Origin of the sequence: Couchioplanes caeruleus, assembly GCF_023499255.1 — a bacterium.
GTDB classification, from domain to species: Bacteria; Actinomycetota; Actinomycetes; order Mycobacteriales; family Micromonosporaceae; genus Actinoplanes; species Actinoplanes caeruleus_A.
Genome location: NZ_CP092183.1, coordinates 2,591,460 through 2,616,959, shown reverse-complemented (window position 1 = coordinate 2,616,959; position 25,500 = coordinate 2,591,460). Strand labels below are relative to the sequence as shown.

General features: G+C 72.6%; 18 protein-coding genes. 11 read left to right on the top strand and 7 right to left on the bottom strand.

The window, feature by feature from the left end; all coding sequences use genetic code 11:
• Positions 1-53: 53 nt before the first annotated feature.
• Together COUCH_RS12255 and COUCH_RS38865 are read right to left on the bottom strand one after the other, a co-directional pair.
• The gene (locus COUCH_RS12255) at positions 54-761 is read right to left on the bottom strand and encodes a hypothetical protein (RefSeq protein WP_249612205.1); all 708 of its coding nucleotides are present in this window, start codon (positions 759-761) and stop codon (positions 54-56) included.
• A 171-nt stretch (positions 762-932) separates the two neighbouring features.
• A complete protein-coding gene (locus COUCH_RS38865) occupies positions 933-1,421 on the bottom strand; it encodes a hypothetical protein (RefSeq protein ID WP_275980096.1) in 489 nt (162 codons plus the stop codon).
• A gap of 152 nt (positions 1,422-1,573) precedes the next feature.
• Here COUCH_RS38865 and COUCH_RS12245 point away from each other — a divergent pair, with 152 nt between their 5' ends.
• From COUCH_RS12245 to COUCH_RS12210, 8 genes are all read left to right on the top strand, one after another.
• On the top strand, positions 1,574-2,410 hold the full coding sequence (locus COUCH_RS12245) for an NAD-dependent protein deacetylase (RefSeq protein ID WP_249612204.1): 837 nt from the start codon (positions 1,574-1,576) through the stop codon (positions 2,408-2,410).
• 229 nt (positions 2,411-2,639) lie between these two features.
• The gene (locus COUCH_RS12240) at positions 2,640-3,659 is read left to right on the top strand and encodes a LacI family DNA-binding transcriptional regulator (protein ID WP_249612203.1); all 1,020 of its coding nucleotides are present in this window, start codon (positions 2,640-2,642) and stop codon (positions 3,657-3,659) included.
• A gap of 161 nt (positions 3,660-3,820) precedes the next feature.
• On the top strand, positions 3,821-5,503 hold the full coding sequence (locus COUCH_RS12235; protein WP_249612202.1) for an ABC transporter substrate-binding protein: 1,683 nt from the start codon (positions 3,821-3,823) through the stop codon (positions 5,501-5,503).
• An 80-nt stretch (positions 5,504-5,583) separates the two neighbouring features.
• The gene (locus COUCH_RS12230) at positions 5,584-6,690 is read left to right on the top strand and encodes an ABC transporter ATP-binding protein (RefSeq protein WP_249612201.1); all 1,107 of its coding nucleotides are present in this window, start codon (positions 5,584-5,586) and stop codon (positions 6,688-6,690) included.
• On the top strand, positions 6,687-7,667 hold the full coding sequence (locus tag COUCH_RS12225; RefSeq protein ID WP_249612200.1) for an ABC transporter permease: 981 nt from the start codon (positions 6,687-6,689) through the stop codon (positions 7,665-7,667). The genes COUCH_RS12230 and COUCH_RS12225 overlap by 4 nt, the downstream gene beginning before the upstream one ends.
• Before the next feature lie 3 nt (positions 7,668-7,670).
• On the top strand, positions 7,671-8,756 hold the full coding sequence (locus tag COUCH_RS12220) for an ABC transporter permease (protein ID WP_249612199.1): 1,086 nt from the start codon (positions 7,671-7,673) through the stop codon (positions 8,754-8,756).
• A complete protein-coding gene (locus COUCH_RS12215; RefSeq protein WP_249612198.1) occupies positions 8,753-9,763 on the top strand; it encodes an ABC transporter ATP-binding protein in 1,011 nt (336 codons plus the stop codon). Before COUCH_RS12220 ends, COUCH_RS12215 begins: the two co-directional genes overlap by 4 nt.
• Positions 9,764-9,831: 68 nt before the next feature.
• Entirely contained in the window at positions 9,832-11,235 is a 1,404-nt protein-coding gene (locus COUCH_RS12210; protein WP_249612197.1) for a GH1 family beta-glucosidase, read from the top strand.
• 131 nt (positions 11,236-11,366) lie between these two features.
• Here the strand turns inward: COUCH_RS12210 and COUCH_RS12205 are convergent, their stop codons facing one another.
• The gene (locus tag COUCH_RS12205; protein ID WP_249612196.1) at positions 11,367-12,620 is read right to left on the bottom strand and encodes an ROK family protein; all 1,254 of its coding nucleotides are present in this window, start codon (positions 12,618-12,620) and stop codon (positions 11,367-11,369) included.
• Between the two features lie 188 nt (positions 12,621-12,808).
• Between COUCH_RS12205 and COUCH_RS12200 the strand changes: the two genes are divergently transcribed.
• Complete coding sequence (locus COUCH_RS12200; protein ID WP_249612195.1) at positions 12,809-13,639, top strand: class I SAM-dependent methyltransferase; 831 nt, start codon at positions 12,809-12,811, stop codon at positions 13,637-13,639.
• A gap of 60 nt (positions 13,640-13,699) precedes the next feature.
• Positions 13,700-13,909: a hypothetical protein gene (locus tag COUCH_RS12195; RefSeq protein WP_249612194.1), complete on the top strand. Its 210-nt coding sequence runs from the start codon at positions 13,700-13,702 to the stop codon at positions 13,907-13,909.
• A 452-nt stretch (positions 13,910-14,361) separates the two neighbouring features.
• Here the strand turns inward: COUCH_RS12195 and COUCH_RS12190 are convergent, their stop codons facing one another.
• Entirely contained in the window at positions 14,362-14,730 is a 369-nt protein-coding gene (locus COUCH_RS12190; protein ID WP_249612193.1) for a cupin domain-containing protein, read from the bottom strand.
• 69 nt (positions 14,731-14,799) lie between these two features.
• On the opposite strand from COUCH_RS12190, the gene COUCH_RS12185 reads away from it, so the two are divergent.
• Complete coding sequence (locus COUCH_RS12185; RefSeq protein WP_249612192.1) at positions 14,800-15,237, top strand: MarR family winged helix-turn-helix transcriptional regulator; 438 nt, start codon at positions 14,800-14,802, stop codon at positions 15,235-15,237.
• A gap of 266 nt (positions 15,238-15,503) precedes the next feature.
• Here the strand turns inward: COUCH_RS12185 and COUCH_RS12180 are convergent, their stop codons facing one another.
• The 3 genes from COUCH_RS12180 to COUCH_RS12170 form a co-directional block, all read right to left on the bottom strand.
• Positions 15,504-18,026 (bottom strand): DNA gyrase/topoisomerase IV subunit A, encoded by a 2,523-nt coding sequence (locus COUCH_RS12180; protein WP_249612191.1) that lies wholly within the window; start codon positions 18,024-18,026, stop codon positions 15,504-15,506.
• 17 nt (positions 18,027-18,043) lie between these two features.
• Positions 18,044-20,101 carry a DNA gyrase/topoisomerase IV subunit B gene (locus COUCH_RS12175; RefSeq protein ID WP_249612190.1) on the bottom strand — a complete coding sequence of 686 codons (2,058 nt, stop codon included), beginning with the start codon at positions 20,099-20,101 and terminating at the stop codon, positions 18,044-18,046.
• Positions 20,102-20,224: 123 nt separating this feature from the next.
• Complete coding sequence (locus COUCH_RS12170) at positions 20,225-25,474, bottom strand: diguanylate cyclase (protein ID WP_249612189.1); 5,250 nt, start codon at positions 25,472-25,474, stop codon at positions 20,225-20,227.
• Between the last annotated feature and the right edge of the window lie 26 nt (positions 25,475-25,500).

Here is a 25,500-nt window from a genome sequence, read left to right as displayed (position 1 = left end):
CCGGGTCCCGCCCCGCAACCGGCCAAGGCGCGGTCCGGGTCCACTCTGGAGGGTCAGTGCACCGCCAGGCGCGCGTTCGCCGGGCGGGCGACCGGCTCGGCCGGGCTCCACTGCTCCGCCCGCCGGGAGTCCTCGGGCCGCAGGTCGCGCCCGGCGCTCGTCGTCGCAGCCAGGGCCTCCGCGCGCAGGCTGCGCAGGGCCACGGCCGCCTGCTCGGCCTCGGCCCACGCGGACCGCTCCCGCTCGACCGCGGCCTGGTACGCGGCGAAGCGGTGCTCGGCGACGGCGGCCCGCAGGGCGGTCTCCTGGGCGACCGGATGCTTGCGCGGGTTCCACGGCCCGCGGTGCGCGAGCACCTCGTTGAGCTGAGCGATCGACAGCTCCTTGCGGCGGCACGCGGCGAGCGCGGAGCGGTGCAGGCAGCGGGTGCGATCGGCGATCTCGGCCCGGGTGCGGCGCTGCCGGAGCACCGGGAACACGGCCGCGGCCCGGCAGCGACGGGCCTCGCCGTCCGCGGCGTCGTACGCGGCCCACGCGGCGTCGACATCCTCCTGCGCGATCTCCCACGCGACGCGGCTGCGCCGGGCGGCCCCGGCGGCGTGGTCGGCGGCAGCGGCCACCTCGTCGGCGTACCGTTCGGCGGCCGAGGGCGGGGCGGGGTGGCGGTTGGCGCGCGCCTCCCGGCGCGGCACGGCGAGAGCGGCCGCCGCGGCGGCGACGGCGAGCAGCATGATCATCCAGATGACGGCAGCGGTCTCCACGGTCAACACCGGTTTCCTCGTGCGTCGGGCTTCGCTGATGACGGGCGGGCGGCCGCGGCGGGTACGGGCACAGCACCTCGCCGCGGGCCACCGGGGCGACGCTCACACGGGCGGGGCAGGCGCGCACGCCGGCCCGCGGGCGTCACGGGAGGGGTTCTTCGCCGGTGGGCTCTACGCCCGCGGCGGGGCGCGCCCGGCGTAGGGGCGCTGGGCGACACCGTCGAGGCCGGGCACGCCGCGGTCGCAGAGCTTGGCCGGACCGGCCGCGTCGGAGGAGAAGGCGGGCGCGTCGGACGTCGTGGCGCGGGAGGCGTCCGGGCTCATCGTGCGGCCGGAGTCGCCGGAGGCGGTCGCGGTCTCGCCGGCGGCACGGGCTTCCAGGCCGGCGACGGCGGCGGCGCGGGCCTGCTCGCCCGACGGCGCGGAACCCGACCCGGCGCGCTGCGCGGGGCCCGTGTCCGGCACCAGGACGCGGTCGCCGAGGCTCGTGTCCAGGGGTGCATCGACCGTGGTGACCACGGTCTCGGAGGTGCCGGCGTCGGGCGCCGCGGACAGTGCCGGCGTGGCGAACGCGAGCGCGATCAGCGCCAGCCCGGCGAGAAATTGCAGCAGGCGGCGCCCGTCCCAGTGACGGGGAAGCAGGCGCACGACGTCAGCCACGGCATCAACTTACCGTGGTCCGCAGGTCCGTGCACAGATCGCATCGACTGAGTACTTCGTCCCACTCCCGCGGGTGACACCCCTCGGGCCGTCACCGGCCGCCGTGACCGGTGTCTCGCGGCGCGGGGCCGGTCGTGAGGGACCATGGTGGGGTGGAGCGAGACGACGAGCTGGCGCGGTGGTGCGCCGACGGCGGGGTCGTGGTGCTGAGCGGCGCGGGCCTGTCCACCGAGTCGGGCATCCCGGACTACCGCGGCCCGTCCGGCGCCGCCCGGCCCAGCACCCCGATGACCTACCAGGCGTTCACCCGGGACCCGATCGCGCGCCGGCGCTACTGGGCGCGCAGCCACCTGGGGTGGCGCACCATCGGTGACGCCCGGCCGAACGACGGGCACCGGGCGGTCGCGCGCCTGCAGGAGCTGGGCCGCATCGACGGGATCATCACGCAGAACGTGGACGGGCTGCACCAGGCCGGCGGCGCGCACGGGGTGGTCGAGCTGCACGGCAACCTGGCCTGGATCGTCTGCCTGGACTGCGGGCGCCGGACCGGCCGGGCCGAGCTCGGCGAGCGGCTCGACGCCGCGAACCCGGGCTTCGCCGCGGCCGTCTCCGCCGTGAACCCGGACGGTGACGTGGAGATCGACGACGCCGAGCTGGACGGCTTCACGGTGGTGGACTGCACGGCCTGCGGCGGCATGCTCAAGCCGGACGTCGTGTACTTCGGCGAGACCGTGCCGCCCGCCCGGGTGAGCCGCAGCTTCGAGCTCGTCGCCGGGGCGCGGACCCTGCTGGTCCTCGGGTCGTCGCTCACCGTCATGTCCGGCCGCCGGTTCGTGCTGCGGGCGGCGAAGGACGGGATCCGGGTGGCGATCGTCAACCAGGGCGAGACGCGGGGCACTCCGTACGCCCAGCTGATCGTCGACGCGCCGCTCGGCCGGGTGCTGCCCGACGTGGTCCGGCGCGTGGAAGGAGTCCCGGCCGCCGGCTGATCACGGGTTGGTCACGGACAGGGCCGCGACAGGCGGGTGATTCGCCCGGTTCGTGGCGTCCTGGGAAGCCGGTAAACGCCTGAATCTTCCCTTGGTTATCGTCTCGAAACCTAAATAAAGACGCCGACGCGTTGACGTGACGCGACTCACCGGAGTTTACTGCCGGAACCGCTCCCGAAACCGGTTCCGAAACTGCGGTGTTACCCCACGGACACAAGTCGGAGGACCAGTGCCAATCACCATCGCCGATGTGGCGGCCCGGGCCAAGGTCAGCAAGACCACGGTGTCCCGGGTGCTCAACGGCAAGGGTGAACTGGACGAGTCCACCGCCGCCCGGGTCCGCAAGGTCATCGAGGAACTCGGGTACGTGCCCAGCTCCCGCGCCGTCGGGCTGGCCCGCGGGCGTACCCGGGTCGTCGGCATGCTGGTCCCCTCCCTCACCTGGCCGTGGATCGGCGAGGTCCTGCAGGGCGCGGTCGACGTGCTGGAGACCGAGCGCTACGGGCTGCTGCTGTTCACCTGCAACCGGGGTGAGGAGTCCATGCGCCAGTTCGGCGCCCAGGTCTCGGCCAAGAGCTTCGACGGCCTGCTGGTCATCGAGCCCGAGGGCACCCTCGACTACATCGCCACGCTGCACGCCCGCGGGCTGCCGGTCGTGCTGATCGACGACCGCGACGTGCAGCCGATGCAGATCCCGAGCGTCGGCACCACGCACTTCACCGGCGCCGGCTCGGCCGCCCGGCACCTGCTGGAGGTCGGCCGCTACAAGCCGCTGGTCATCGCCGGCCCCGAGCGCTTCGGGTGCACCGTGCAGCGCCTCGAGGGCTTCGCCACCGAGTACGCCGAGGCCGGCCACCCGATCCCGGCCGACCACATCCTGCCCGGCGACTTCACCATCGCCTGCGGCTTCGAGGGCGTGAACGCCGCGATCGAGGCGGGGCTCGACTTCGACGCCGTCTTCGCCCACAACGACCTCTCCGCCACCGGCGCCATGCAGGCGATCCTCGACAGTGGACGGCGCATCCCGCAGGACGTCGCGGTGGTGGGCTTCGACGACATCCCCCTGGCGGCGCACACCCAGCCGCCGCTGACCACCGTGCACCAACCGTTGCGCGAGATGGGCGAGGCCGCGGCACGCACGCTGCTCGCCCACTTCGAGGGCTCACCCCTGCCCAACCGACCGACCGTCATACCCGCCACCTTCATGGCCCGCGGCTCGACCGGAGCCGGACCGGCCGTCACCACCTGAGCCCGGGGTTCCCGCTCCACGCCGACCCAGCGGCAGCGACGCCCACCTGAGAAGAGCCGCACCGGACCTCGCACGCCGACCGCCTCCAGCGGCCGGCCGTACCCGCCCTTCCTCGGGCACCCCCTCTCACCCGATATCGCATTACCTGAGGAGATCTAGAGATGCAGAGAAGGAAACTGTTCGCGGTCGCCCTGGCGGGTGTGCTCGCCTCGGGCGGGCTCGCCGCCTGCAGCGACTCGCCGAACGCGGGCAACAAGAACGGGTCCGGCGGCAACACCTTCCTGACCGTCGGCATGCCGAACGGTCCGCAGACCGAGAACCACAACCCGTTCCTCACCACGTCCGCCGGCGCCTCGCTCGGCTACCGCTGGATGATCTACGAGCCGCTGATGATGTGGAACCCGGTCAAGCCGGCGGACCCGTCGAAGCCGTGGCTGGCCACCAAGGCCGACTGGTCGCCGGACTTCAAGAAGGTCACGATCACCGTCCGGGACAACGCGACCTGGTCGGACGGGCAGAAGGTCACCGGCGACGACGTCGCCTTCACCTTCAACCTGATCAAGAAGAACGAGGCCCTGAACACCGCCGCGATCCCGTACGGCGAGGTCAGCAACAGCGGCAACACGGTCACCGTGACGTTCACCAGCTCGATGTTCGTCTACAAGGACACCTGGCTGGGTCAGACCCCGATCGTGCCCAAGCACGTCTGGGAGAAGATCAGCGACCCGAGCAAGGACCCGAACAAGAACCCGGTCGGCTCCGGCCCGTACACGCTGAAGTCCTTCACCCCGCAGACCACCACGCTGTCGGTGCGCACCGACGGCTACTGGCAGGACCTGCCCCAGGTCAAGGAGCTGCGGTACACCTCCTACACCGACAACAACGCGCAGACCACGGCGCTGTCGGACGGCTCCAACGAGTGGAGCTTCGTCTTCATCCCGAACTACAAGACGGTCTTCATCGACAAGGACCCGGCCCACTACAAGGTCTGGGCGCCGCCGGTCCTCGGCATCCACGGCCTCTACATCAACACCACCAAGAAGCCGTTCGACGACCCGAAGCTGCGCCGCGCGATGGGCATGGTCATCAACCGCGAGGACATCTTCAACCAGGCCGAGGCCGGCTACTTCCACCCGCAGGTCACCAGCGTGACGGGTCTGCCGTCGCCGGCCGGTGACGCGTACATCGCGGAGGAGTACAAGGGCAAGAACGCGACCGTCGACGTCGCGGGCGCCAAGGCCCTGCTGCAGGAGGCCGGCTACAAGCTCAACGGCACCACGCTGAGCGACCCGAGCGGCAAGCCGGTCAAGATCACCCTGACCGACCCGAGCGGCTGGTCCGACTACCAGACCTCGCTCGAGATCGTGAAGAGCAACCTCGCCGAGATCGGCATCCAGGCCACCGTCGACAAGGCGAACCAGGACGCCTGGTTCCGCAACGTCGAGGAGGGCAACTTCGACGCCACCTTCCGCTGGACCAACGGTGGCGCCACGCCGTGGAACCTGTACCAGACGGTCATGGACGGCAAGCTGCTCAAGCCGGTCGGCACCGCCTCCCCCGGCGGCAACTTCGGCCGCTTCAAGAACGACGACGCCACCAAGGCGCTGAGTGACTACGCCAACGCCACCGACGACGCCGCCCGCACCAAGGCGCTCGCCACCATCCAGAAGGTGTTCGTCGAGCAGGCCCCGATGATCCCGGTCGGCGCCGACAACATCGGCATGGCGTACAGCACGAAGAACTGGGTCGGCTGGCCCGACGACACCAACCCGTACAGCGCCGGCCAGCCCACGCAGGCCAACGCCCTGGACGTCGTCCTGCACCTCAAGCCCGCCAACTCCTGATCCGCACCGCCGCCCCCGGGACCCGCGTCCCGGGGGCGGCACCGCGGCGGTTCCGACCCCTTTCCTCGAAGGAACTCGACATGACGTTGAGCCCCGACGCGAAAGCTCCGGCCAGCGAGGTGGTGCTTGAGGCGATCGGCCTGACCAAGCACTTCCCCGTCCGCCGGAAGCTGCGCGACCTGTTCAAGCGCGAGCACGACGCCGTGCACGCGGTCGACGACGTGAACCTCACCCTGCGGCGTGGTCGGGTGGTCGCGCTGGTCGGCGAGTCCGGCTCCGGCAAGTCCACGGTCGCGCGGCTGCTCGCGCAGCTGTACCCGCGCACCGCCGGGGACATCCAGCTGCACGGCCAGTCCACGCGGGTCAAGAGCGGCCGGCCCTTCCGGGCGTACGCGCGCCGCGTCCAGATGATCTTCCAGGACCCGTTCGCGTCGCTGAACCCGGTGCACACGATCCGGTACCACCTCACCCGGTCGTTGAAGATCCACGGCAACGCCGGCAGCTCCGCGGCGGACCTCGAACGCGCGCTCACCGACCTGCTCAACCGGGTCAGCCTGACGCCGCCCGAGCGCTACCTGGACAAGTTCCCGCACGAGCTCTCCGGCGGCCAGCGCCAGCGCGTGGCCATCGCCCGGGCCCTCGGCGCGGACCCCGAGGCGCTGCTCGCCGACGAGCCGGTGTCCATGCTGGACGTGTCGATCCGCCTCGGCGTGCTCAACCTGCTGCGGGACCTGAAGGAACGGCTGAACCTGGCCATCCTCTACATCACCCACGACATCGCGTCGGCGCGCTACTTCGCCGACGAGACGCTCGTCATGTACGCCGGCCGCATGGTCGAGGGCGGCGACAGCGAGAGCGTCACGCAGTCGCCGGCGCACCCGTACACCCGGCTTCTGATCGAATCGGCGCCCGACCCGGACCGGATCGAGAACATGCTCGGCGACACCGGGGACCGCGGCAACGGCGAACCGCCGAGCCTGATCCGCCCGCCCGCCGGCTGCCGGTTCCACCCGCGCTGCCCGATGGCGATGCCGCGCTGCACCACCGACCTGCCGGTCCGCCTGGAGATCGGCGACGCCCCCGGCCACTGGGCCGCCTGCTGGCTGTACGACGAGGCCACGGTCGCCGAGCAGCCGCCGGGATCGGCCGCCGCCGCGGGCATCGTGAACGTGGAGGGCGCCCGATGAGGTACCTGATCCAGCGGATCCTGTTCTACGTCTTCACGGCGTGGGCCGCGATCACCATCAACTTCTTCATCCCCCGGCTGATCCCCGGCGACCCGGTCAAGTCGCTGCTCGCCCGCTTCCAGGGTCAGATGAGCACCGAGGCGATCAACTCGCTGTACGTGCTGTTCGGCCTGGACAAGGACGCCAGCATCTGGAGCCAGTACATCGACTACTGGAAGCAGCTGTTCCACGGCGATCTGGGCCTGTCCTTCACCGCGTTCCCCTCGCCGGTGTCCGAGGTCATCGGCGAGGCGCTGCCGTGGACCCTGGCGCTGGTCGGCATCACGACGATCATCAGCTTCCTCATCGGCACCGGGCTCGGCGTGCTCGCCGGGTGGCGGCGCGGCTCCTGGATCGACGGGCTGCTCCCCACCACGACGTTCCTCTCGTCGGTGCCGTACTTCTGGCTCGGCCTGCTGGCGATCTACCTCCTCGCCGGGCCGGACAGCATCTTCCCGTCGTCCGGCGGCTACGAACCGGGCCTCGTGCCGGCCTGGGACCAGTACTTCATCCCCAGCGCGATCCGGCACAGCCTGCTGCCCGCGCTGACGATCCTCATCTCGTCGGTCAGCGGCTGGATCCTCAGCATGCGCAACATGATGGTCACCGTCGCGTCGGAGGACTACATCACCGTCGCGCACGCCAAGGGCCTGTCCGACCGCCGGGTGTCGCTGAGCTACGCGGCCCGCAACGCGCTGCTGCCCAACGTCTCCGGCTTCGCCCTGGCGCTCGGCATGATCGTCGGTGGCACGCTGCTGGTGGAGATCGTGTTCTCGTACCCCGGCCTCGGATTCCTGCTGTTCCGGGCGGTCGGCGCCAAGGACTACCCGCTGATGCAGGGCATCTTCCTGGTCATCACGATCTCCGTGCTGGTCGCGAACCTCATCGCCGACGTCGTGTACCTGCTGCTCGATCCCCGTACCCGCAAGGAGGGCTGACCGGTGAGCATTCCCACCTCCAGCGTCGAGCAGGTCATCCCCGGGCAGGGCGCGATGGCCCAGCCCGAGCCGGCGCCCGCGAAGGCCAAGCGCAAGCGGTTCCGCTTCGTCGCCAACGCCAAGGCCACGACCGGCCTGGTCGTGCTCGGCCTGTACCTGCTCTTCGCCATCATCGGGCCGTGGGTCGCGCCGTACGACCCGGACGCCCGGGGCCCGGCGCTGACCGCCCCGCCCTCGGCGGACCACTGGTTCGGCACCACCCACCTCGGCCAGGACGTCTTCAGCCAGGTGCTGGTCGGCACCCGCGGCGTCATGCTCGTCGGCCTCGCGGCCGGCGCGCTCGCCACGATCCTGTCGGTCCTGATCGGCGTCACCGCCGGCTACCTCGGCGGCGGCTGGGACGACGGCCTGTCCGCGCTGTCCAACGTGTTCCTGGTGATCCCGGCCCTGCCGCTGATCATCATCGTGACCGCGGCCGCCCCCGGCGGCGGCGACACCCTGGTCGCCCTGATCATCGGTTTCACGTCGTGGGCCTGGGGAGCACGGGTGCTCCGGGCACAGACACTCTCGCTGCGCCGGCGCGAATACGTCGAGGCGTCCCGGGCCAACGGCGAGTCGACCTGGCGGATCGTCCTCTTCGAGATCCTGCCCAACCTGACCGCCATCATCGCCTCCGGTTTCGTCGGCACGGTGATCTTCGCGGTCACCTCCGAGATCACCCTGGCCTTCATCGGCATCGGGTCGGTCACGAGCTGGAACTGGGGCACGATCCTGTTCTGGGCGCAGAGCCAGCAGGCCCTCGCCCAGGGCGCGTGGTGGTGGTTCGTCCCGGCCGGTCTCGCGATCGCGTTCCTCGGCACGGCGCTCTCGCTGATCAACTTCGGCATCGACGAGTTCGTCAGCCCGCGCCTGCGCAGCGCCGGCAAGACCAAGGTCAAGACCGCCTCCGGCCACACCGTACGGATGCGCGTCGGCTTCACGCCGGTGCTGAGCAACTCGTCGGCGCCGCACACCAACGCGCGGCCGATCCCCACGATCAACTCCGCGGCGGCGACGCCGGTGAACCGCGGCAAGGAGGCCACGCAGTGAGCGGCGCGCCCGTCCTCGAGATCAAGAACCTGAACGTCGACTACGGCCTGGGCGACCAGGCGGTGCACGCGGTCCGCGACGTCAACCTCACGCTGCACCGCGGCGAGGTCCTCGGCCTGGCCGGCGAGTCCGGTTCCGGCAAGTCGACGCTCGCGTACGGCCTCACCCGGCTGCTCGCCCCGCCGGGCGTGATCAGCGGCGGCGAGGTCATCTACCACCCCGACGGCCGCGACCCGTACGACGTCCTGAGCCTGGACGACGAGGGCCTCCGCAAGTTCCGGTGGGCCGAGACGGCGATCGTGTTCCAGGGGGCGATGAACTCGCTCAACCCCGTACACAAGATCTCCACGCAGTTGACCGATGTCCTGGCCGCGCACGACCCGAAGATGTCGGCGCACAGCCGCAACGCCCGGGCCCGCGAGATGCTCAAGCTGGTCGGCATCTCGCCGGACCGGATGGACGCCTACCCGCACCAGCTCTCCGGCGGCATGCGCCAGCGCGTGATGATCGGCATGGCGCTGATCCTGCAGCCGCAGGTGGTCATCATGGACGAGCCGACCACCGCGCTGGACGTGGTGATGCAGCGGCAGATCCTCGGGCAGCTCATCGAGCTGCGCGAGCGGCTGGGCTTCTCGGTCATCTTCATCACGCACGACCTGTCGCTGCTGGTGGAGTTCTCCGACCGCATCGCGATCATGTACGGCGGCCGGATCGTGGAGGAGGCGCAGGCGTCCGCGCTGTACCGGGACTCGCTGCACCCGTACAGCGCCGGGCTGCTGGGGTCGTTCCCGGCGCTGCGCGGGCCGCGTCGTGAGCTCGCCGGCATTCCCGGCTCCCCGCCGGACCTCAAGGGCATGCCCACGGGCTGCTCGTTCCACCCGCGCTGCCCCAAGGTGTTCGACCCGTGCGCCGACAACATCCCGGTGCTCGGCCACCCCGACACACCCGACGGCACGACCAGAACCGTGGCCTGCTGGCTGCACCCCGCCAAGCAGCCGGTCGGCTGACCACCGGCGATCGACGGCCCCGGCCTGCGCGCCGGGGCCGTTCTCTATCCATCCCCACCAGGAGAACCATGAACCCCACCGTCAGCTCCGCCCCCGGGCTGCTCCTGCCCGCAGCCGACTTCCCCCCCTCGTTCAAGTGGGGCGTCGCCACCTCCTCGTACCAGATCGAGGGCGCCGTCGCCGAGGACGGGCGCACGCCGTCCATCTGGGACACGTTCTGCCGGGTGCCCGGCGCCGTGGTCGGCGGGGACCACGGCGACGTGGCCTGCGACCACTACCACCGGATGCCGCAGGACGTGGCCCTGATCAAGAGCCTCGGGGTGGACACGTACCGGTTCTCGGTGGCGTGGCCCCGGGTGCAGCCGCGCGGCAGCGGCCCGGTCAACCCGGCCGGCCTCGGGTTCTACGACCGGCTGACCGACGAGCTGCTGGCCGCGGGCGTCGACCCGTGGGTCACGCTGTACCACTGGGACCTGCCGCAGGAGCTGGAGGACGCGGGCGGCTGGCCGAACCGCGACACCGCGTACCGCTTCGCCGACTACGCGATGATGGTCTTCGACAAGCTCAGCGACCGCGTCGGCACGTGGACCACGATGAACGAGCCGTGGTGCTCGGCTTGGCTGGGCTACGTCACCGGCGTGCACGCGCCGGGCCGCAAGGACTTCGACGCCGGCCTGGCCGCCGTGCACCACCTGCTGCTCGGCCACGGCCTCGCGACCCAGCGGATGCGGGCCGCGGCGACGCGCGAGCACACGTACGGCATCACGCTCAACATGGGTACGGCGGACCCGGCCACCGACAGTCAGCTCGACCGTGACGCCGCCCGCCGCGCCGACGGCATGGGCCTGCGCGTGTACCTGGACCCGCTGCGCAAGGGCGAGTACCCGCAGGACATGGTGGACGACCTGGCCGCGCGCGGCTCGGCGTTCCCCGTGCAGGACGGCGACCTGGAGATCATCTCCACGCCGTTCGAGGTGCTCGGCGTGAACTTCTACTTCGGCCAGGACTTCAGCGGCACCGACGAGAACGGCGAGACGGTCGACGCCGAGGGGCTCCCCGTCGTCCGCGCGATCCTGCCCGACCGTCCCCGCACGGCGATGGACTGGCCGATCACCCCGGAACGCTTCACGCAGCTGCTCGTCCGCCTGCACCGGGACTACCCGGGCCTGCCGATCGTGGTCACCGAGAACGGCGCCGCCTTCGACGACCGGGCCGACGAGACCGGGTACGTGGCCGACGACGACCGCACGTCGTACCTGGCGGAGCACATCGCGGCGGTGGCGGCGGCCCGGGAGCAGGGCGCGGACATCCGGGGCTACTTCGCGTGGTCGCTGATGGACAACTTCGAGTGGGCCGAGGGATACGCGAAGCGGTTCGGCATCGTGCACGTCGACTACGAGACGCAGAAGCGGACGCCGAAGCAGTCGGCGCTGTGGTACCGCGACACCATCGCCCGGGTGCGCGGCAACTGAGCACCTCCGGCACGAAGGGCGCGGCTCCGGCCGCGCCCTTCCTGTTTCGCGGCCCGGCCGCGCGCTTCGTGTTTCGCGGCCCGGCCGCGCGCTTCGTGTTTCGCGGCCCGGCCGCGCTTCGTGTTTCGCGGTCAGCGGCCGCGGCTCAACGACCGGCGGTGGGCCGCCCGGGACATCGGCGCCGGGCCGGCCGTCGCCGGCAGGCCGCCGTCGGCGAGCAGGCGGGCGATCGGCAGGGTGGCCGCGCCCATCGCGACGGCGTCGGGTCCGAGCTGGCAGAGCTCGATCCGGGTACGCGAGTACGGCTGCCGCAGCGCGTTCCGGGCAGCGGCGTCCCGGATGTCCGGAAGAAAACGCTCTCCCAGAGCCAGGCCCGCCGGGCCGCCCAGCACGATGCGCTCCGGCGAGAACAGGTTGACCAGGCCGGCGATCCCCGCGCCGAGGTACCCGACCGTCTCCCGGATGACCCGCGCCGCCGCCTCGTCGAGCGGGCCGTCGGCCGCCAGCATCCGGGTCAGCAGCTTCGGGTCGGCCGGCCGGCCGGTCGCCTCCGCCAGCCGGGCGATCACCTTCTCCGAGCCGATGTACGCCTCCAGGCACCCCCGGGCCCCGCAGCGGCACACGTCACCGTCGTACACCAGGGTGGTGTGACCCCACTCCCCCGCGCTGCTGTTGGCCCCGCGGTAGCTGCGCCCGTCCATCACGACCGCCGCGCCGACGCCGGTGCCCACCATGACGATGACCGCGTGGCGGGCACCCCGGCCCGCACCGAACCACATCTCGGCCTGGCCGACCGTCTTCGCGCCGTTCTCCACGAAGATCGGCACCTCGGTGCCCTCGCGCAGCATGCGCCCCAGCGGCACGCCGTCCCAGCCGGTGGTCTGCGAGTGCACCACCGGGGCGTCGCCGGCCTGGTCCACCACACCGGCCACCCCCACGCCGAAGCCCAGCACCGCCGACTTCTCGATGCCGGCTTCCGCGACCACGGCGTCCAGCCCCTCGAGCAGCCTGGCGGCGGCCACCCCGGGGACCGGGCCGTCGGCGCCCAGCGCGTACTCCACGACGCCGAGGCGGGACATCGCCAGGTCGTACAGCTCGACCAGGACGCGGGACTCACCCACGTCGGCGCCGGCGACGTACCCGAATCCGGGGGCGACCCGCAGCAGCGCGCGCGGCCGTCCGCCGTCCGAACCGACCAGGCCGGCCTCCTCGACCAGGCCCTCGTCGATCATCTCGCCGATCAGGTTGCTGACGCTGGCCTGGCTGAGCGCGGTCGTGTCGCCCAACTGCTGGCGGCTCTGCCGGCCGCCGTGGAACAGGTCCGTGAGCAGGCTGGCCCGGTTCGCGCGGCGGACGTCCCGCACCGTCGTACGCCTGGTCTCCAAGCCCGCACCCGCCTTCGCAACACCCGTGTGAACCTGCATTCAACGCCACGCCGTCCGGCCACCCCACCGCCGCCCCTGACCGGACCGGGGGACAGCGGAAGTTTCGAGCCGGACTCCCATCATGACGCGCCCGCGGCCGCACGAAAACCGGGCGAGCGGTCGTGCGGCCTCCGGTACGGTCGGCCCCCGTGACCGAATACCTGGACCTCAACCGCGCCAACTGGGACGAACGCGCCCCGGAGCACGCCGCCTCGGCGGGCTACAACCTGGCCGCGTTCGCCGCCGACCCGGGGCATCTGAGCGACACCGTGACCTTCGACCGGCCGCTGCTCGGCGACATCGCGGGGCTGCGCGGCGTACACCTGCAATGTCACATCGGCAGCGACACCGTGTCGCTGGCCCGGCTGGGCGCGACCATGACCGGCCTCGACTTCTCGCCCGCCTCGCTCGCGGAGGCCCGCAAGCTGGCCGAGCGCGCCGGCAACCCGGTCGAGTTCATCGAGTCGGACGTCTACGGCGCGCCGGAGGTCCTCGGCACCGGCGGGTTCGACCTGGTCTACACCGGCATCGGCGCGCTGGGCTGGCTGCCCGACATCCGGCGCTGGGCCCGGGTCGTCGCGGCGCTGCTGCGCCCGGGTGGACGGCTCTTCATCCGCGAGGGGCATCCGGTGCTGTGGTCCCTGGAGGAAGGCCGGGACGACGACGTCCTCGCGCTCGCGTACCCGTATTTCGAGCACGCCGAGCCGATGGTCTGGGACGACGGCGGCACCTACGTCGACACCGACCACGAGTTCGTGCACACCACCACCCACGAATGGAACCACGGCCTCGGCGAGATCGTGACGGCGCTGCTCGAGGCCGGCATGACGATCACCGGCCTGGTCGAGCACGACACCGTGCCGTGGGAGGCGCTGCCGGGCAAGATGACGCTGCTGCCCGGCGGTGAATGGCAGGTCACCGACCGGCCCCGGCGACTGCCGCACACGTACACGCTGCAGGCGGTGCGCGCCGCCGTTTAAAGATCGACGCGTACGGGGTATGTCGCGGGCCACTCCCCCACCTCAAGCAGGAGGCCCCCGATGCGCGCAGGATCGATCGGCGGATTCATCGTCATCCTTTGGCTCGTGCTCGGCGCCGTCGCCGCGTTCGAGCGCGGCTACTTCAAGGACACCGGCGACGCCAGTTGCGCGAAGGCCGGCACGGTCGTGGTGACCGTCGTCGCCGGGCCGCTCAACTGGCTGGGCGTCAACCCGAAGATCAAGTGCGACATCCCGGAGCCGTCGAAGTAAGCACGTGCGCGGGCGCGCCCGCCCGGTCGAGCGACCGGGCGGGCGCGCTGCCGGCTCCACACCGGGCGCGATGGCCGGGCCGGGCGGCAGGGCGGTCCGCTGCGTCCGCCGTCAAGCTGCGCCCTGTGCGGCGTGAGGCCTGCCGTTCTGTGCGGAGTGGGCGGGGCCGTCGTGCTCCGCTTTCCCGCCGCCGTGCTCCGCTTTCGCGGGCCGTGCTCCGCTTTCGCGGGCCGTGCTCCGCTTTCCCGGGCCGTGCTCCGCTTCCATGGGCTTCCGTGCGGAGCGCGCGGGCCCGTTGCGCTCCGCACCCGCGAGCTTCCGTGCGGAGCCGGCGTGTCGCGGTGGGTGAGCACGTCACCGCGGTCGCTTCCCCGAGTGGGCGGGCACGTCCGGGCGCGCCCCGCGGTCGCTCGACGCGGTGCGGCCGTTGCAGGCGCCCGTGGCCACGTTCGTCAGCGGGTCCATGGCGGGCGGATCGAGGAGCCGTCCGGGAGGGTGGCCTCCAGGCCGACGCTCGTGGTCACCCACGCGCTTGCCGGATCACCCGCGAGGTTGTCGACCCGGAACGTCGCGCCGGCCGGGACGAACGCCACATCGCCGGCCCGCAGCGTGCCCGGAACCCCGTCGACGGTCACGGTCAGCTCGCCGGAGATCAGCAGCACCACCTCCTCCCGGCTGACCCGATGCTCCACGCCGGCGGTGCCTCCGGCGACCTCCAGCCGCCACGCGCACAGCTCCCGGCTCCCCGAGGACGGCGCGACGAACGAGTGGAAGGTCGCGCCGTGCAGCTCGTGCGCGACCGGTTCCCGGATGACAGTCATGGTTCCCCCTTTGGTCAAGCAGCTTGACCATATAGTCAAGCAAGTTGACTTCCATGTCAAACTGCTTCCGTGGAACTTCTCGACCTCCCCGCCCTCGTACTCGGCGCGGCCCGATCCCTCGTGGACGGCATCGATGAGGGCGTACGCGCCCGTGGCTTCGCGGACGTACGCCCGGCCCACGGGTTCGCCTTCGTCCGGCTGTCCCACGGCGGCGCGACGGTGATGCAGCTGGCGGAGTACCTCGACGTCACGAAGCAGGCGGCCAGCCAGATGGTCGAGGATCTCGTGACCAAGGGCTACGTCGAACGCCGCCCCCACCCGGACGACGCCCGGGCGCGACTGGTCGTGCTCACCGAGAAGGGATGGGCCTGCACGCGGGCGGCGACCGACGCGGCGGACGAGGTGCTGCGGCCGTGGGCCGAGCGGATTGGGCCCGAGCGGCTGGCGGCGCTTCGCGCGGACCTGGCCGGGCTCGCCACCCCCGGCCGGCTGCGCCCGGCCTGGTGACCGCCGGCACCGGGCTGCCCATGCACGAGGCGTGAGCCCGCCCGGCAACGCGGCCCGCCGCAGTCGAAGCGGCAGCCGCGATACGCCGAGCGGAGAGCCACCGCCAACGGTCGACCATTGCCAAGCGGAAAGCCGCGCGGGCAGCCGCCCGGTGGCAGGGCAGCCGCCCGGCGGCACCGCACCCGCCCGGTGGCAGGGCAGCCGCCCGCAAGCACCGCAACCGCCGGGTGGCAGGGCAGTCAGCCCCGCCCCCGGCGGGTCGGTGGTCAGCCGCGTTCGATCAGGTGGCCGACGATCTGTGGGCCCATCAGGACCGCTTCGCCCGAGCCGTCGCGGCGGCCGTCCGGGTCCGGGAGGTCGACCGGGTCGCCCGTGGTGCTGGCGCCGACCGGGCGGGGGCCGACCCAGGCGACCGTGAGGCGGGATTCGCCCTTGAGGAAGCGTTGGACGCGGACGCCGCCCGTGGCTCGGCCCTTGGCCGGGTACGCCGTGAACGGGGTGACCTTCACCTGGGTGCCCGTGGAGGTGACGACCATGGGTTCGCCGTGCTGGGGGTCGTGGGTGCTGACCGCGTTGAACGAGAGGGCCTCGGCGCCCGCGGTCAGGTTGACGCCCGCCATGCCGCCGCCCTTGAGGCCCTGCGGGCGGACGAGTTTCGCCGGGAAGCGCAGGAGGGACGCGTCCGAGGTGACGAAGACGAGGCCCTCGGCGCCGTCGGTGAGCCAGGTGGCCTGGAGCACCTCGTCGCCGTCCTTGAGGGTGATGACCTCGAACTCGTCGGAGCGGACCGGCCATTCCGGCGCGCAGACCTTGACCACGCCGCGGCGGGTGCCCAGGGCCAGACCCGGGGAGTCGCCGGCGGTGAGCGGGGCCAGGCCGACGACGCGTTCGCCCTTCTCGAGCGGGATCAGCTCGGAGGCGGACATGCCACCGCGCAGCGACACCGTGCCGGACTGCTCCGGGAGCACCGGCAGCGGCAGCACGTCGGTCTTGAACGCCCGGCCCCTGTTGGTGATCAGCAGCACCCGGCCGCGGGCGGTGGAGTGCACGACCGCGCGGACCGCGTCGTGCTTGACCCGGCCGCTGCGGCGGCGGGCCTCCGTCGCCTCCTCGCTCTCGGCCGCCGTACGGGCGATGAGCCCGGTGGCCGACAGGATCACCTGGCACGGGTCGTCCGCGACCTCCAGCGGCCCGGCCGGCGCGGACGCGGCCAGCACCTCCTTGAGGTCGCCGTCGATGAGCGTGGTGCGCCGGGGCGTGGCGAACTCCGCCGCGACCTCGGCCAGCTCGTCGGAGACGACCTGCTTGAGCACGTTCTCGTCGTCGAGGATGCGGGACAGCTCGGCGATCTCCTCGTTGAGCCGCTGCTGCTCGGTCTCCAGCTCGATGCGGTCGAAGCGGGTCAGCCGCCGCAGCGGGGTGTCCAGGATGTACGTCGCCTGGATGTCGGTCAGCCCGAACTCGCTCATCAGGCCGGCCTTCGCGGCCGCGGCGTCGTCGCTGCCGCGGATGATCGCGACGACCCGGTCGATGTCGATGAGGGCGATGAGCAGGCCGTCGACGAGGTGCAGCCGGTCCTGCCGCTTCGTACGCCGGTGCGTGGTGCGCCGGGTGACCACCTCGTAGCGGTGCGCCAGGAACACCTCGAGCAGCTCCTTGAGCCCGAGGGTGCGCGGCTGACCGTCGACCAGCACGAGGTTGTTGATGCCGAAGGAGGTCTCCAGCGGCGTCAGCCTGTACAGGTCGGCGAGCAGCGCCTGCGGGTTGACGCCGACCTTGCACTCGATGACGAGCCGGATGCCGTGCTCGCGGTCGGTGAGGTCCTTGACGTCCGCGATGCCCTGCAGGCGGGCGGCCTGGCGCTGGCCCTTCTTCGGGCCGGAGACGATGAGCTTGCCCTTCACCTCGTCGGTGATCGCCTCGATGATCTTCTCGGTGCCGACGCCGTACGGCAGCTCGACCACCGTGATGGCCTGCCGGCCGCGGCCGCCCTCCAGCGGCCCGGTCTGGGCGCGGGCCCGCATCCGGACCACGCCGCGGCCCGTCTCGTACGCCCGGCGCACCTCGTCGAGGCCGAGCAGCTGCCCGCCGGTGGGCAGGTCCGGGCCGGGCACGAACCGCATCAGCTCGTCCAGGTCCGCCTCGGGGGTGGTGATCAGGTGCCGGGCCGCCGCCACGACCTCGCCGAGGTTGTGCGGGATCATGTTGGTCGCCATCCCGACCGCGATGCCCGACGTGCCGTTGACCAGCAGGTTGGGGAAGGCCGCGGGCAGCACCTTCGGCTCTTCGGCGTCGCCGTCGTACGTGGGCTTGAAGTCGACCGTGCCCTCGCCCAGCTCCCGGACGAGCAGCATCGCCTCCTGCGACATCCGGGCCTCGGTGTACCGGGCGGCGGCGGGGCCGTCGTCGGGCGAGCCGAAGTTGCCGTGGCCGTCGATCAGCGGGACGTTGAGGGAGAAGTCCTGGGCGAGGCGGACCAGCGCGTCGTAGATCGCCACGTCGCCGTGCGGGTGGTACTTGCCCATCACATCCCCGACGACGCGGGCGCTCTTGACGTAGCCGCGGTCGGGGCGGTGGCCCTGCTCCGCCATCGACCACAGGATGCGGCGGTGGACGGGCTTGAGGCCGTCGCGGGCGTCCGGGAGGGCGCGGGAGTGGATGACCGAGTACGCGTACTCCAGGTAGGAGTCCTCGACCTCGGTGGTGATGGGGTTGTCGATGACGCGGGCCCCGGCCTGGTCGAAGGCCGACAGGTCCACCCGGGACTGCTCGTTCTTGCGGCGTGCCATGTCTTGTGACCCGTTCCTCAGGCGTCGATCGTTTCCTGGTCGATGCGGCCGGCGGCCTCGATGAGCCAGTTCTTGCGGGGCTCGACCCGCTCACCCATGAGCAGCTCGAGGGTGGCCTCGGCCCGCTCGGCGTCGGTCAGGGTGATCCGCCGGACCGCGCGGGTGGCGGGGTTCATCGTGGTGTCCCACAGCTCGTCGGCGTCCATCTCGCCGAGGCCCTTGAACCGGGGCACCGGCCGGTTGACGGACCTGCCGGCCTTCTCGAACCGGGCGACCGTGGTCTCCATCTCCTGCTGGGTGTACGTGTACACCGTCTCGGAGTTGCGGCCCTTGGTGCTGACCTTGTGCAGCGGCGGCATGGCGGCGAAGAGCCGGCCGTTCTCGATCACCGGCCGCATGTACTTGGCGAACAGGGTGATCAGCAGGGTGCGGATGTGCGAGCCGTCGACGTCCGCGTCCGCCATGATCATGACCCGGCCGTAGCGCATCGTGCTCAGGTCGAACGTGCGGCCCGAGCCGGCACCGAGCACCTGCACGATGGCCGAGCACTCGGCGTTGTCGAGCACCTGCTGCAGGCTGGCCTTCTGCACGTTCAGGATCTTGCCGCGGATGGGCAGCAGCGCCTGGTACTCCGAGCTGCGGGCCATCCGGGCGGTGCCCAGCGCGCTGTCACCCTCCACGATGTAGAGCTCGCTGCGGCTGATGCCGGTCGAGCGGCAGTCGACGAGCTTGGGCGGCATGGACGCGCCCTCGAGGGCGGTCTTGCGCCGCGCGGCGTCCTTCTGCTGCTTCTGGGTGAGGCGCACGCGGGCGGCGTCGACCACCTTCTGCAGCACCGTGCGGGCCTCGCTCTTGGTCCGCCGGTCGTCGATCCACTGCTTGAGGTGCTGCTCGACCAGGCCCTGCAGGACCCGGGTGATGCCGGCGGTGGAGAGCTCGTCCTTGGTCTGCGAGGTGAACTGCGGCTCCGGCACGCGCACGTGGATGACCGCGGTGAGGCCCTCGAGATAGTCGTCGAGGACCGGCACGTCCTCCTTGGGCTTGAGCAGCCCGCGGGCGTTGCGGACGGCCTCGCCGAGGGCGCGGGTCAGGGCCCGCTCGAAGCCCTTGCGGTGGGTGCCGCCGTGCACGTTGCGGATCGTGTTGGTGAAGCACTCGACGGTGCGTTCGTAGCCGGTGCCCCAGCGGAACGCGACCTCGATCTCGGCGCGGCGCTCGACGTTGGACTGCATGACGCCGTTCGCGTCGGCGGCGTTCTCCTTGTAGGTGCCCTCGCCGGTGACCATCAGGATGCCGGAGACCGGCTTGTCGCCGGACGGGGTCAGGAACTCCACCATGTCGGTGAGCCCGTGCGGGTAGTGGAAGGTCTCCTCGAGCGGCTCCTCGCCGGTGCGGTCGTGCAGCACGAACGCGACGCCGGGCACGAGGAACGCGGTGTTGCGCAGCTTGGCGCGGACGGTGTCGGTGTCGAGCCGGGCGCCGGTCTCGAAGTAGCGGGCGTCGTACCAGTAGCGGATCGACGTGCCGGACCGCTCGCCGCGCTTCATCTTGCGCACGACGCGCAGGCCGGGCTCGGGCTGGAACTTCGCCGACGGGCCGTCGCCGGAGAAGACGCCCGGGACGCCACGCTGGAACGACATCTCGTGGACCTTGCCGTCGCGCTTGACGGTCACGTCGAAGCGCAGTGACAGCGCGTTGACCGCGGAGGCGCCGACGCCGTGCAGGCCGCCGGAGGTCTTGTAGCCGGAGCCGCCGAACTTGCCGCCCGCGTGCAGCCGGGTGAGCACGAGCTCGACGCCGGAGAGGCCGGACTTGGCGTTGATGTCGGTGGGGATGCCACGGCCGTCGTCGTCGACCTGCACCGAGCCGTCGGCGTGCAGGAAGACCGTGACGTTGTCGGCGTGGCCGGCGACGCCCTCGTCGGTGGAGTTGTCGATGATCTCGTTGGCGAGGTGGTTGACACCGCGGCTGTCGGTCGAGCCGATGTACATGCCGGGGCGCTTGCGCACCGCGTCGAGGCCCTCGAGGTGCGTGAGATCGTCGGCCCCGTAGAGGATCTCCTGTTGCGCAGTCACGAGGTATTACTCCCGGGCAGTGGCGGCCGTCAACGACGCGGCGAGCCTACCGGGCAGGTACGACGAGTTTCGTGAGGCCGACCCGGTACGCCCCGGCAAAGACCGGGAGGAACCGGACGAACATCACTCTTCGTGAGCCACGACACGGTTCCGGCCGCCCTGCTTGGCGGCGTACAGGCCGGCGTCGGCCCGGCCGAGCAGGGTGTCCGCGGTCGCGTCCGACGGGCGCAACCGGGCCAGCCCGACACTGATCGTGACCGGGATCGCGCCCGTACGCGTCTCCACCGGGCTCCCGTCCACGGCGGCGCGCAGCTTCTCGGCGAGCGCCGGCCCGTCCTCGCAGATGCCCGGCAGCAGGACGGCGAACTCCTCACCGCCGTACCGGGCGACGAGACCGTCGGGCGGCAGGCCGGCCAGCAGCCGGTCGACCACGCCACGGATCACGTCGTCGCCGGTCTGGTGGCCGTACGTGTCGTTGATGCGCTTGAAGTGGTCGATGTCGATCATCAGGGCGGTGACCGGGTCCCCCGACCGCCGCGCCGCCCCGAGGGAGCGCTCGGCGAGCTCGAAGAACCGCCGCCGGTTCGCCACCCCGGTCAGGCTGTCCGTGGTGGCCAGCTCGTTGATGCGGCTGAACAGCCGGGCGTTGTCGTACGCGACCATCCCCTGCCCGACGAGCGCGGCCGCGACGCCGAGGTCCGCGGCGGCGTACGCGTTGGCCCGCTCGGAGGCGAGCACGAGCACGCCCACCGGCCCGTCCCGGTCGTCCAGCGTGACGGTCAGCCAGCTACCGCCGGTGTGCGAGCCCAGCGAGGACGCCCAGGACGGCGTACCCGGGGTGAGGTCGGCCTGCCGGTTGTCGAGCAGCGCGCGCAGCTCGGGGTGGTCCGCCAGGACCAGGGTCGCCGTGCCGCCGGTGCCGTCGAGCACGGTGACCTCGGCGGACGAGGACGTGCCGAGCAGCAGCCAGCCGCGCTCGCCGCCGGGCGTCTGCCGGGCGGTCAGCAGCAGCCGGCGCAGCACGAGCTCCGGGTCGAGGGTGCCGCTGAGCCGGGCCATCGCGCGGCGCAGCGTCTCGGCGAGGTCGCGCTGCCGGTTGGCGGCGGCGACCGCGACCTCGAGCTGCGCGGCGCGGGCGGTCTCCAGGCCGACGGCGATGTGGTGGGTGATGGCGGTCAGCACGTCGGCGTCGTCGACCGTGAACACGCCCTTGGCGACGCGGCTGTCCAGGTACACCACGCCGAGCAGGCGGTCGTCCAGTTCGAGCGGGGCGACGAGGATGCTGCGCAGGCCGTACTGGACGACGCTGTCGGCGCCCAGGGCCGCGCCCTCCTCGGTGCCGGTGACCACGAGCGGCTCGCGGCTGTGCCGGACCCGGTCCACCACCGTGGTGCTGTAGCCGGTGAGCTCGGCGAGGTCGTGACCGGTGGCGTCGCGGCCGACCTGCGGGGCGAGCACCCCGCTGTCGGCGTCCACGAGGAACAGCAGGGCGCGTTCGGCGCCGAGCAGGCGTACGGTCTCGTCCAGCGCGACCCGGGTGAGCCGCTCCGGGTCGATGACCCGCGACGCGGCATTGCTGAGCTGCTCGAGCGCGGCCCAGCGCTGCCCCGCGCGGCCCCGGGCGGCGACGACCGGCACCCGGTTGCGCCGCCCGGCGTCGAGCCGGAACTCGGCGGCGACCCGGCGGGCGCGGTGCGGCCAGCCCCGTTCCTCGGCGATGGTCGCGGCCATGCGCGCCTGGCGGTCCGCCTCCCCGTTCACCCCGAGCAGGGCCAGCGCGCGGGCGCGGGTCAGGGCGGCCTCGAAGGAGGTCAGCGGCGCGTCGACCGCGCGCAGCAGTTTCTCGGCCCGGGTGAGGAGGTCGAGCGCGACGCCGGCGTGCCCGGGCTTGAGCACCGCCAGGGCGGCCTTGGCGATGCGGTGGTGCGCCGCGACGATCGGGCGCTTGGTGACCCGGCCGAGGGTGGCGACGGCCGTCTCGGCGGCGGCCAGCGCCCGCTCCTGGTCGGCCGGCGCGGCGCGGCGGGCCTGCTCGAGCCGGCCGTACGCGTGGTGGACGAAGTAGGCGTGCTGGGCCGGCAGGACGTCGGACGGGCGCAGGCCCAGCCCTTCGAACTCCGCGACGGCGTCGTCGAAGGCCGCGCCCAGGTCGTCGCGCTCGATCGCGGCGAGCATCCGCGCGCCGATCATGTCGACGATCTCGTGGATCTCCCGGGTGTCGCCGGCCCGGCCGAGCGCCGCGAGGGCCTCGCCGGCCCGGCCGCGCATGGCGAGCAGGCCCGCGTCGATCGCCACGACGGCGCTGCGGTCGGCGTGCCCGCCGGCGTCGAGCCAGCGCTGCCGCCCGGAGCAGGCCGCCTCGGCCTCGGCGATCTCACCGCGCAGCAGCCAGTCCCAGCCGAGGACCGCGTAGCAGTCGAGGATCAGTCCGGCGTCCAGGAAGCGGTCGCGTTCCATGAGGACGCGCCGGACCCGCTCGCCGGAGTCCGCGCCGCTGCCGTGCACGGCGATGGCGGTCATCCAGTCGATGCGCGCGATCAGCGTCGGGTCGCCCAGCTCGGCGGCGGTCCGCAGCGACGACGTGGTGATCCGGTCGGAGAGGCGGTGCAGGCCCACCATGCGCAGGGCCATCGTGAGCGCCACGAAGTCGCGGGCGCGCTCCGGGGACCGGCCGATCCGGTTGATCGGGTACACCATGCGCAACGCGTACGGGAGGGAATACGTGGGGCGCAGCGTACGGATGGCTCCGGAGGCGCCGTAGTGCAGAAGGGTGGTCTCCAGCCGCAGCAGATCGCGGTGTTCACCCTTCGCGGTGCCGTAGCCCAGCCGCGTGACGCGCGTGACGCATCCGATGAGGAACAGCCACACCGAGGTGAGCACCCGCAGGACGGGATTGGCCGGCAGGCTGCGGCCGAGCTCGGCCAGCCCGCGGTCGACCGCCTCCAGCTGAGCGGCGCCACCCCAGTTGCTCTCGTGCACCCGGGCGAGCAGGAGGTGCAGACGCGCGCGTTCGGTGCGGTCCACCGCCTCCGACAGCGCCTCGGTGACCGTCGCCCTCGCCTCGTCGAACCGGCCGTTCTGGTGGTACGCGGTGCCGAGCAGCTCCTTGAGGGCGCTGCCCACGGCCAGCCCGCCGGTGTGCGCGGCGTCGCGGGCGTACTCGAGGTAGGTCAGGGCGGTGTCCGGCGCGTGCTCGGCGAGCGCCCGCGCGCCGGCCGCGGTGCAGGCGCGCAGCATCCGGGCCGGGTCGTGGCCGGGGTCGCCCAGCGCGCAGTGCCGGGCGAGGGCGTACACGTCGGGGTCGGGGCGGCGGTCCAGGGCGTCGGCGATGCGGTTGTGCAGCTCGCGTACCTCGTCCTCGCCGAGGTCGGCCAGGAGCGCGACGCGGATGCTGTCGTGCAGGAAGCGGTGGACGCCGTCGCGCTGGGCGAGCAACCCCTGCCGGTTGGCGTCGGAGAGCACGTCGTGCACGCGGCGGCGGTCGACGCCCGCGGCCTCGGCGACGATCCCGGGGCTGAACGCGGTGCCGACGACGGCCGCGATGCTCAGCAGGTGCCGGCTGCCGGCGTCGAGGGCGCTCATCCGGCGCAGGACGAGCTGGGCGGAGTCGGCGGGCAGGGCCAGATCACGGACCCCGTCGCCGTCGACCTCCCACGTACCCCAGTCGGGCCGCAGCAGGCCCGCCTCCATGACCATCCGCGCGTACGCGAGGGTCACGAAGGGGTTGCCGCCGGTCAGCATCGTGATGTGCGCCGCGGAGCGCTCCGGCAGCCGCAGGCCACCGGAGATCGACTCGATGAGCAGCCCCACCTGGTCCTGGCTGAGCGGCGCGAGGCTGATGTCGAGCACCTGACCGGAGCCGAGCCGTGGTGGTTGCTCCTGCGCGTCGCCGTCGGCGGGCCGGGTGGTCGCCACGACGAGCATCCGTACGCCGGACACGCCGGCCGCGAGCTGCTGCAGCACCCGGACGGTGCCGTCGTCGAACCACTGCGCGTCGTCGAGGTGCACCAGCACCGGGCCGGCGGTCCGGGCCAGGCCGGTGAGCAGGTCGGCGACCGCGGCGGCGTGCCGGCCGAGGCCGATCTCGCCCGGCACCTCGGGCACCCCGAGGACCTCGGCCAGCGCCGGCGACAGGCTGGTCACCAGGCCGGCGCTCTGCCCCGCGGCGGCGCGCAGGACGTTCGCGGCGGCGGCGCCGCCACCGGGGCGGCCGAGCAGGTCTTTCACGTACGCATCGACCGCGGCGCGCAGCGGTGCCATCGGCCGCCGGTCGCTGGAGGACGCACCGCCGCGCAGCACGACGGCGCCCTGAGCGGCGGCCAGCGCACCGAGCTCCATCGCCAGCCGGGTCTTCCCGGCCCCGGTCGGCCCGTGCAGCAGCACCACGCCGCCCCGGCCGCTCGCCGCCTCGGTCCAGCGCTCGCGGAGCACGCCGAACTCGGCGTCACGCCCGGTCAGCCGCGGCTCCAGCGGCGCGACCGGCCCGTCCTCGTCGCCGAGCGGGAACACCGCCGCCGGGTCGGTGGCGAGCCGGCGCAGGTCCGCCAGCAGCCCCGCGGCGCTCTGGTAGCGGTCGTCGGGGTCCTTGGCCAGCAGCCGCACGATGACGGCGGCGAAGGTCGCGCCGAGACCGGGCGACAGCGCCCGCGGATCGGGTACGGGCGCCGTGGCGTGCAGGTGCAGCAGCTCTGCGACGTCGTCCGCGGCGAAGGGCGGGGCGCCGGTGACGCACTCGAAGAGCACGGCGCCGAGGGCGTACAGGTCGGACCGGTTGTCGACGGGCCGGTTGAGCATGCCGGTCTGCTCCGGCGCGCAGTAGGTCAGCGTGCCGGCCACGGCGTCGTCCGGGCCCAGCCCCTCGGGCGAGGCGGGGGCGGCGAGCCCGAAGTCCACCAGGCGGGCCGCGCCCTCGGCGGTGATCATGACGTTCTCGGGCTTGATGTCGCGGTGCACCAGGTCGTGCTCGTGGACCGCGCGCAGCGCGCCGGCGGCGTCCGCCCCGATCGCGATGGCGTGCCGTTCCGGCACCGGCCCGCGCAGCAGCCGCCGGGCCAGCGGCTCACCCTCGACCAGATCCATGATCAGGTACGGGCGCCCGCCGACGTCGCCGGACTTGTGCACGCGCGGCAGGTGCGGGTTCTCGACGGCGGCCAGCAGCGCCGCCTGCCGGTGGAAGTCGCGGCCCCGGCCGGAGCTCGCGGGGGTCTCCTCGAGCAGCATCTTCAGGGCGTAGTCGCGGCCGTCGCGCCGGACCCGGTAGACGACCGCCTGCGCGCCGCGGCCGATCTCGCCCAGCACTTCGAGCCCGGCGGCGACGCCGAGCTCGGACTGCACCGCTGCCGGCTCTGCCGGTACGGAAGGCGAGGCACCCACGCAGCCTCTATCGGCGCACCACCGCC

Coding starts and splice junctions, on each gene's coding strand:
- COUCH_RS12235 (WP_249612202.1), top strand. CDS start 3,821: ATGCAGAGAAGGAAACTGTTCGCGGTCGCCCTGGCGGGTGTGCTCGCC.
- COUCH_RS12230 (WP_249612201.1), top strand. CDS start 5,584: ATGACGTTGAGCCCCGACGCGAAAGCTCCGGCCAGCGAGGTGGTGCTT.
- COUCH_RS12225 (WP_249612200.1), top strand. CDS start 6,687: ATGAGGTACCTGATCCAGCGGATCCTGTTCTACGTCTTCACGGCGTGG.
- COUCH_RS12210 (WP_249612197.1), top strand. CDS start 9,832: ATGAACCCCACCGTCAGCTCCGCCCCCGGGCTGCTCCTGCCCGCAGCC.
- COUCH_RS12195 (WP_249612194.1), top strand. CDS start 13,700: ATGCGCGCAGGATCGATCGGCGGATTCATCGTCATCCTTTGGCTCGTG.
- COUCH_RS12190 (WP_249612193.1), bottom strand. CDS start 14,730: ATGACTGTCATCCGGGAACCGGTCGCGCACGAGCTGCACGGCGCGACC.
- COUCH_RS12180 (WP_249612191.1), bottom strand. CDS start 18,026: ATGGCACGCCGCAAGAACGAGCAGTCCCGGGTGGACCTGTCGGCCTTC.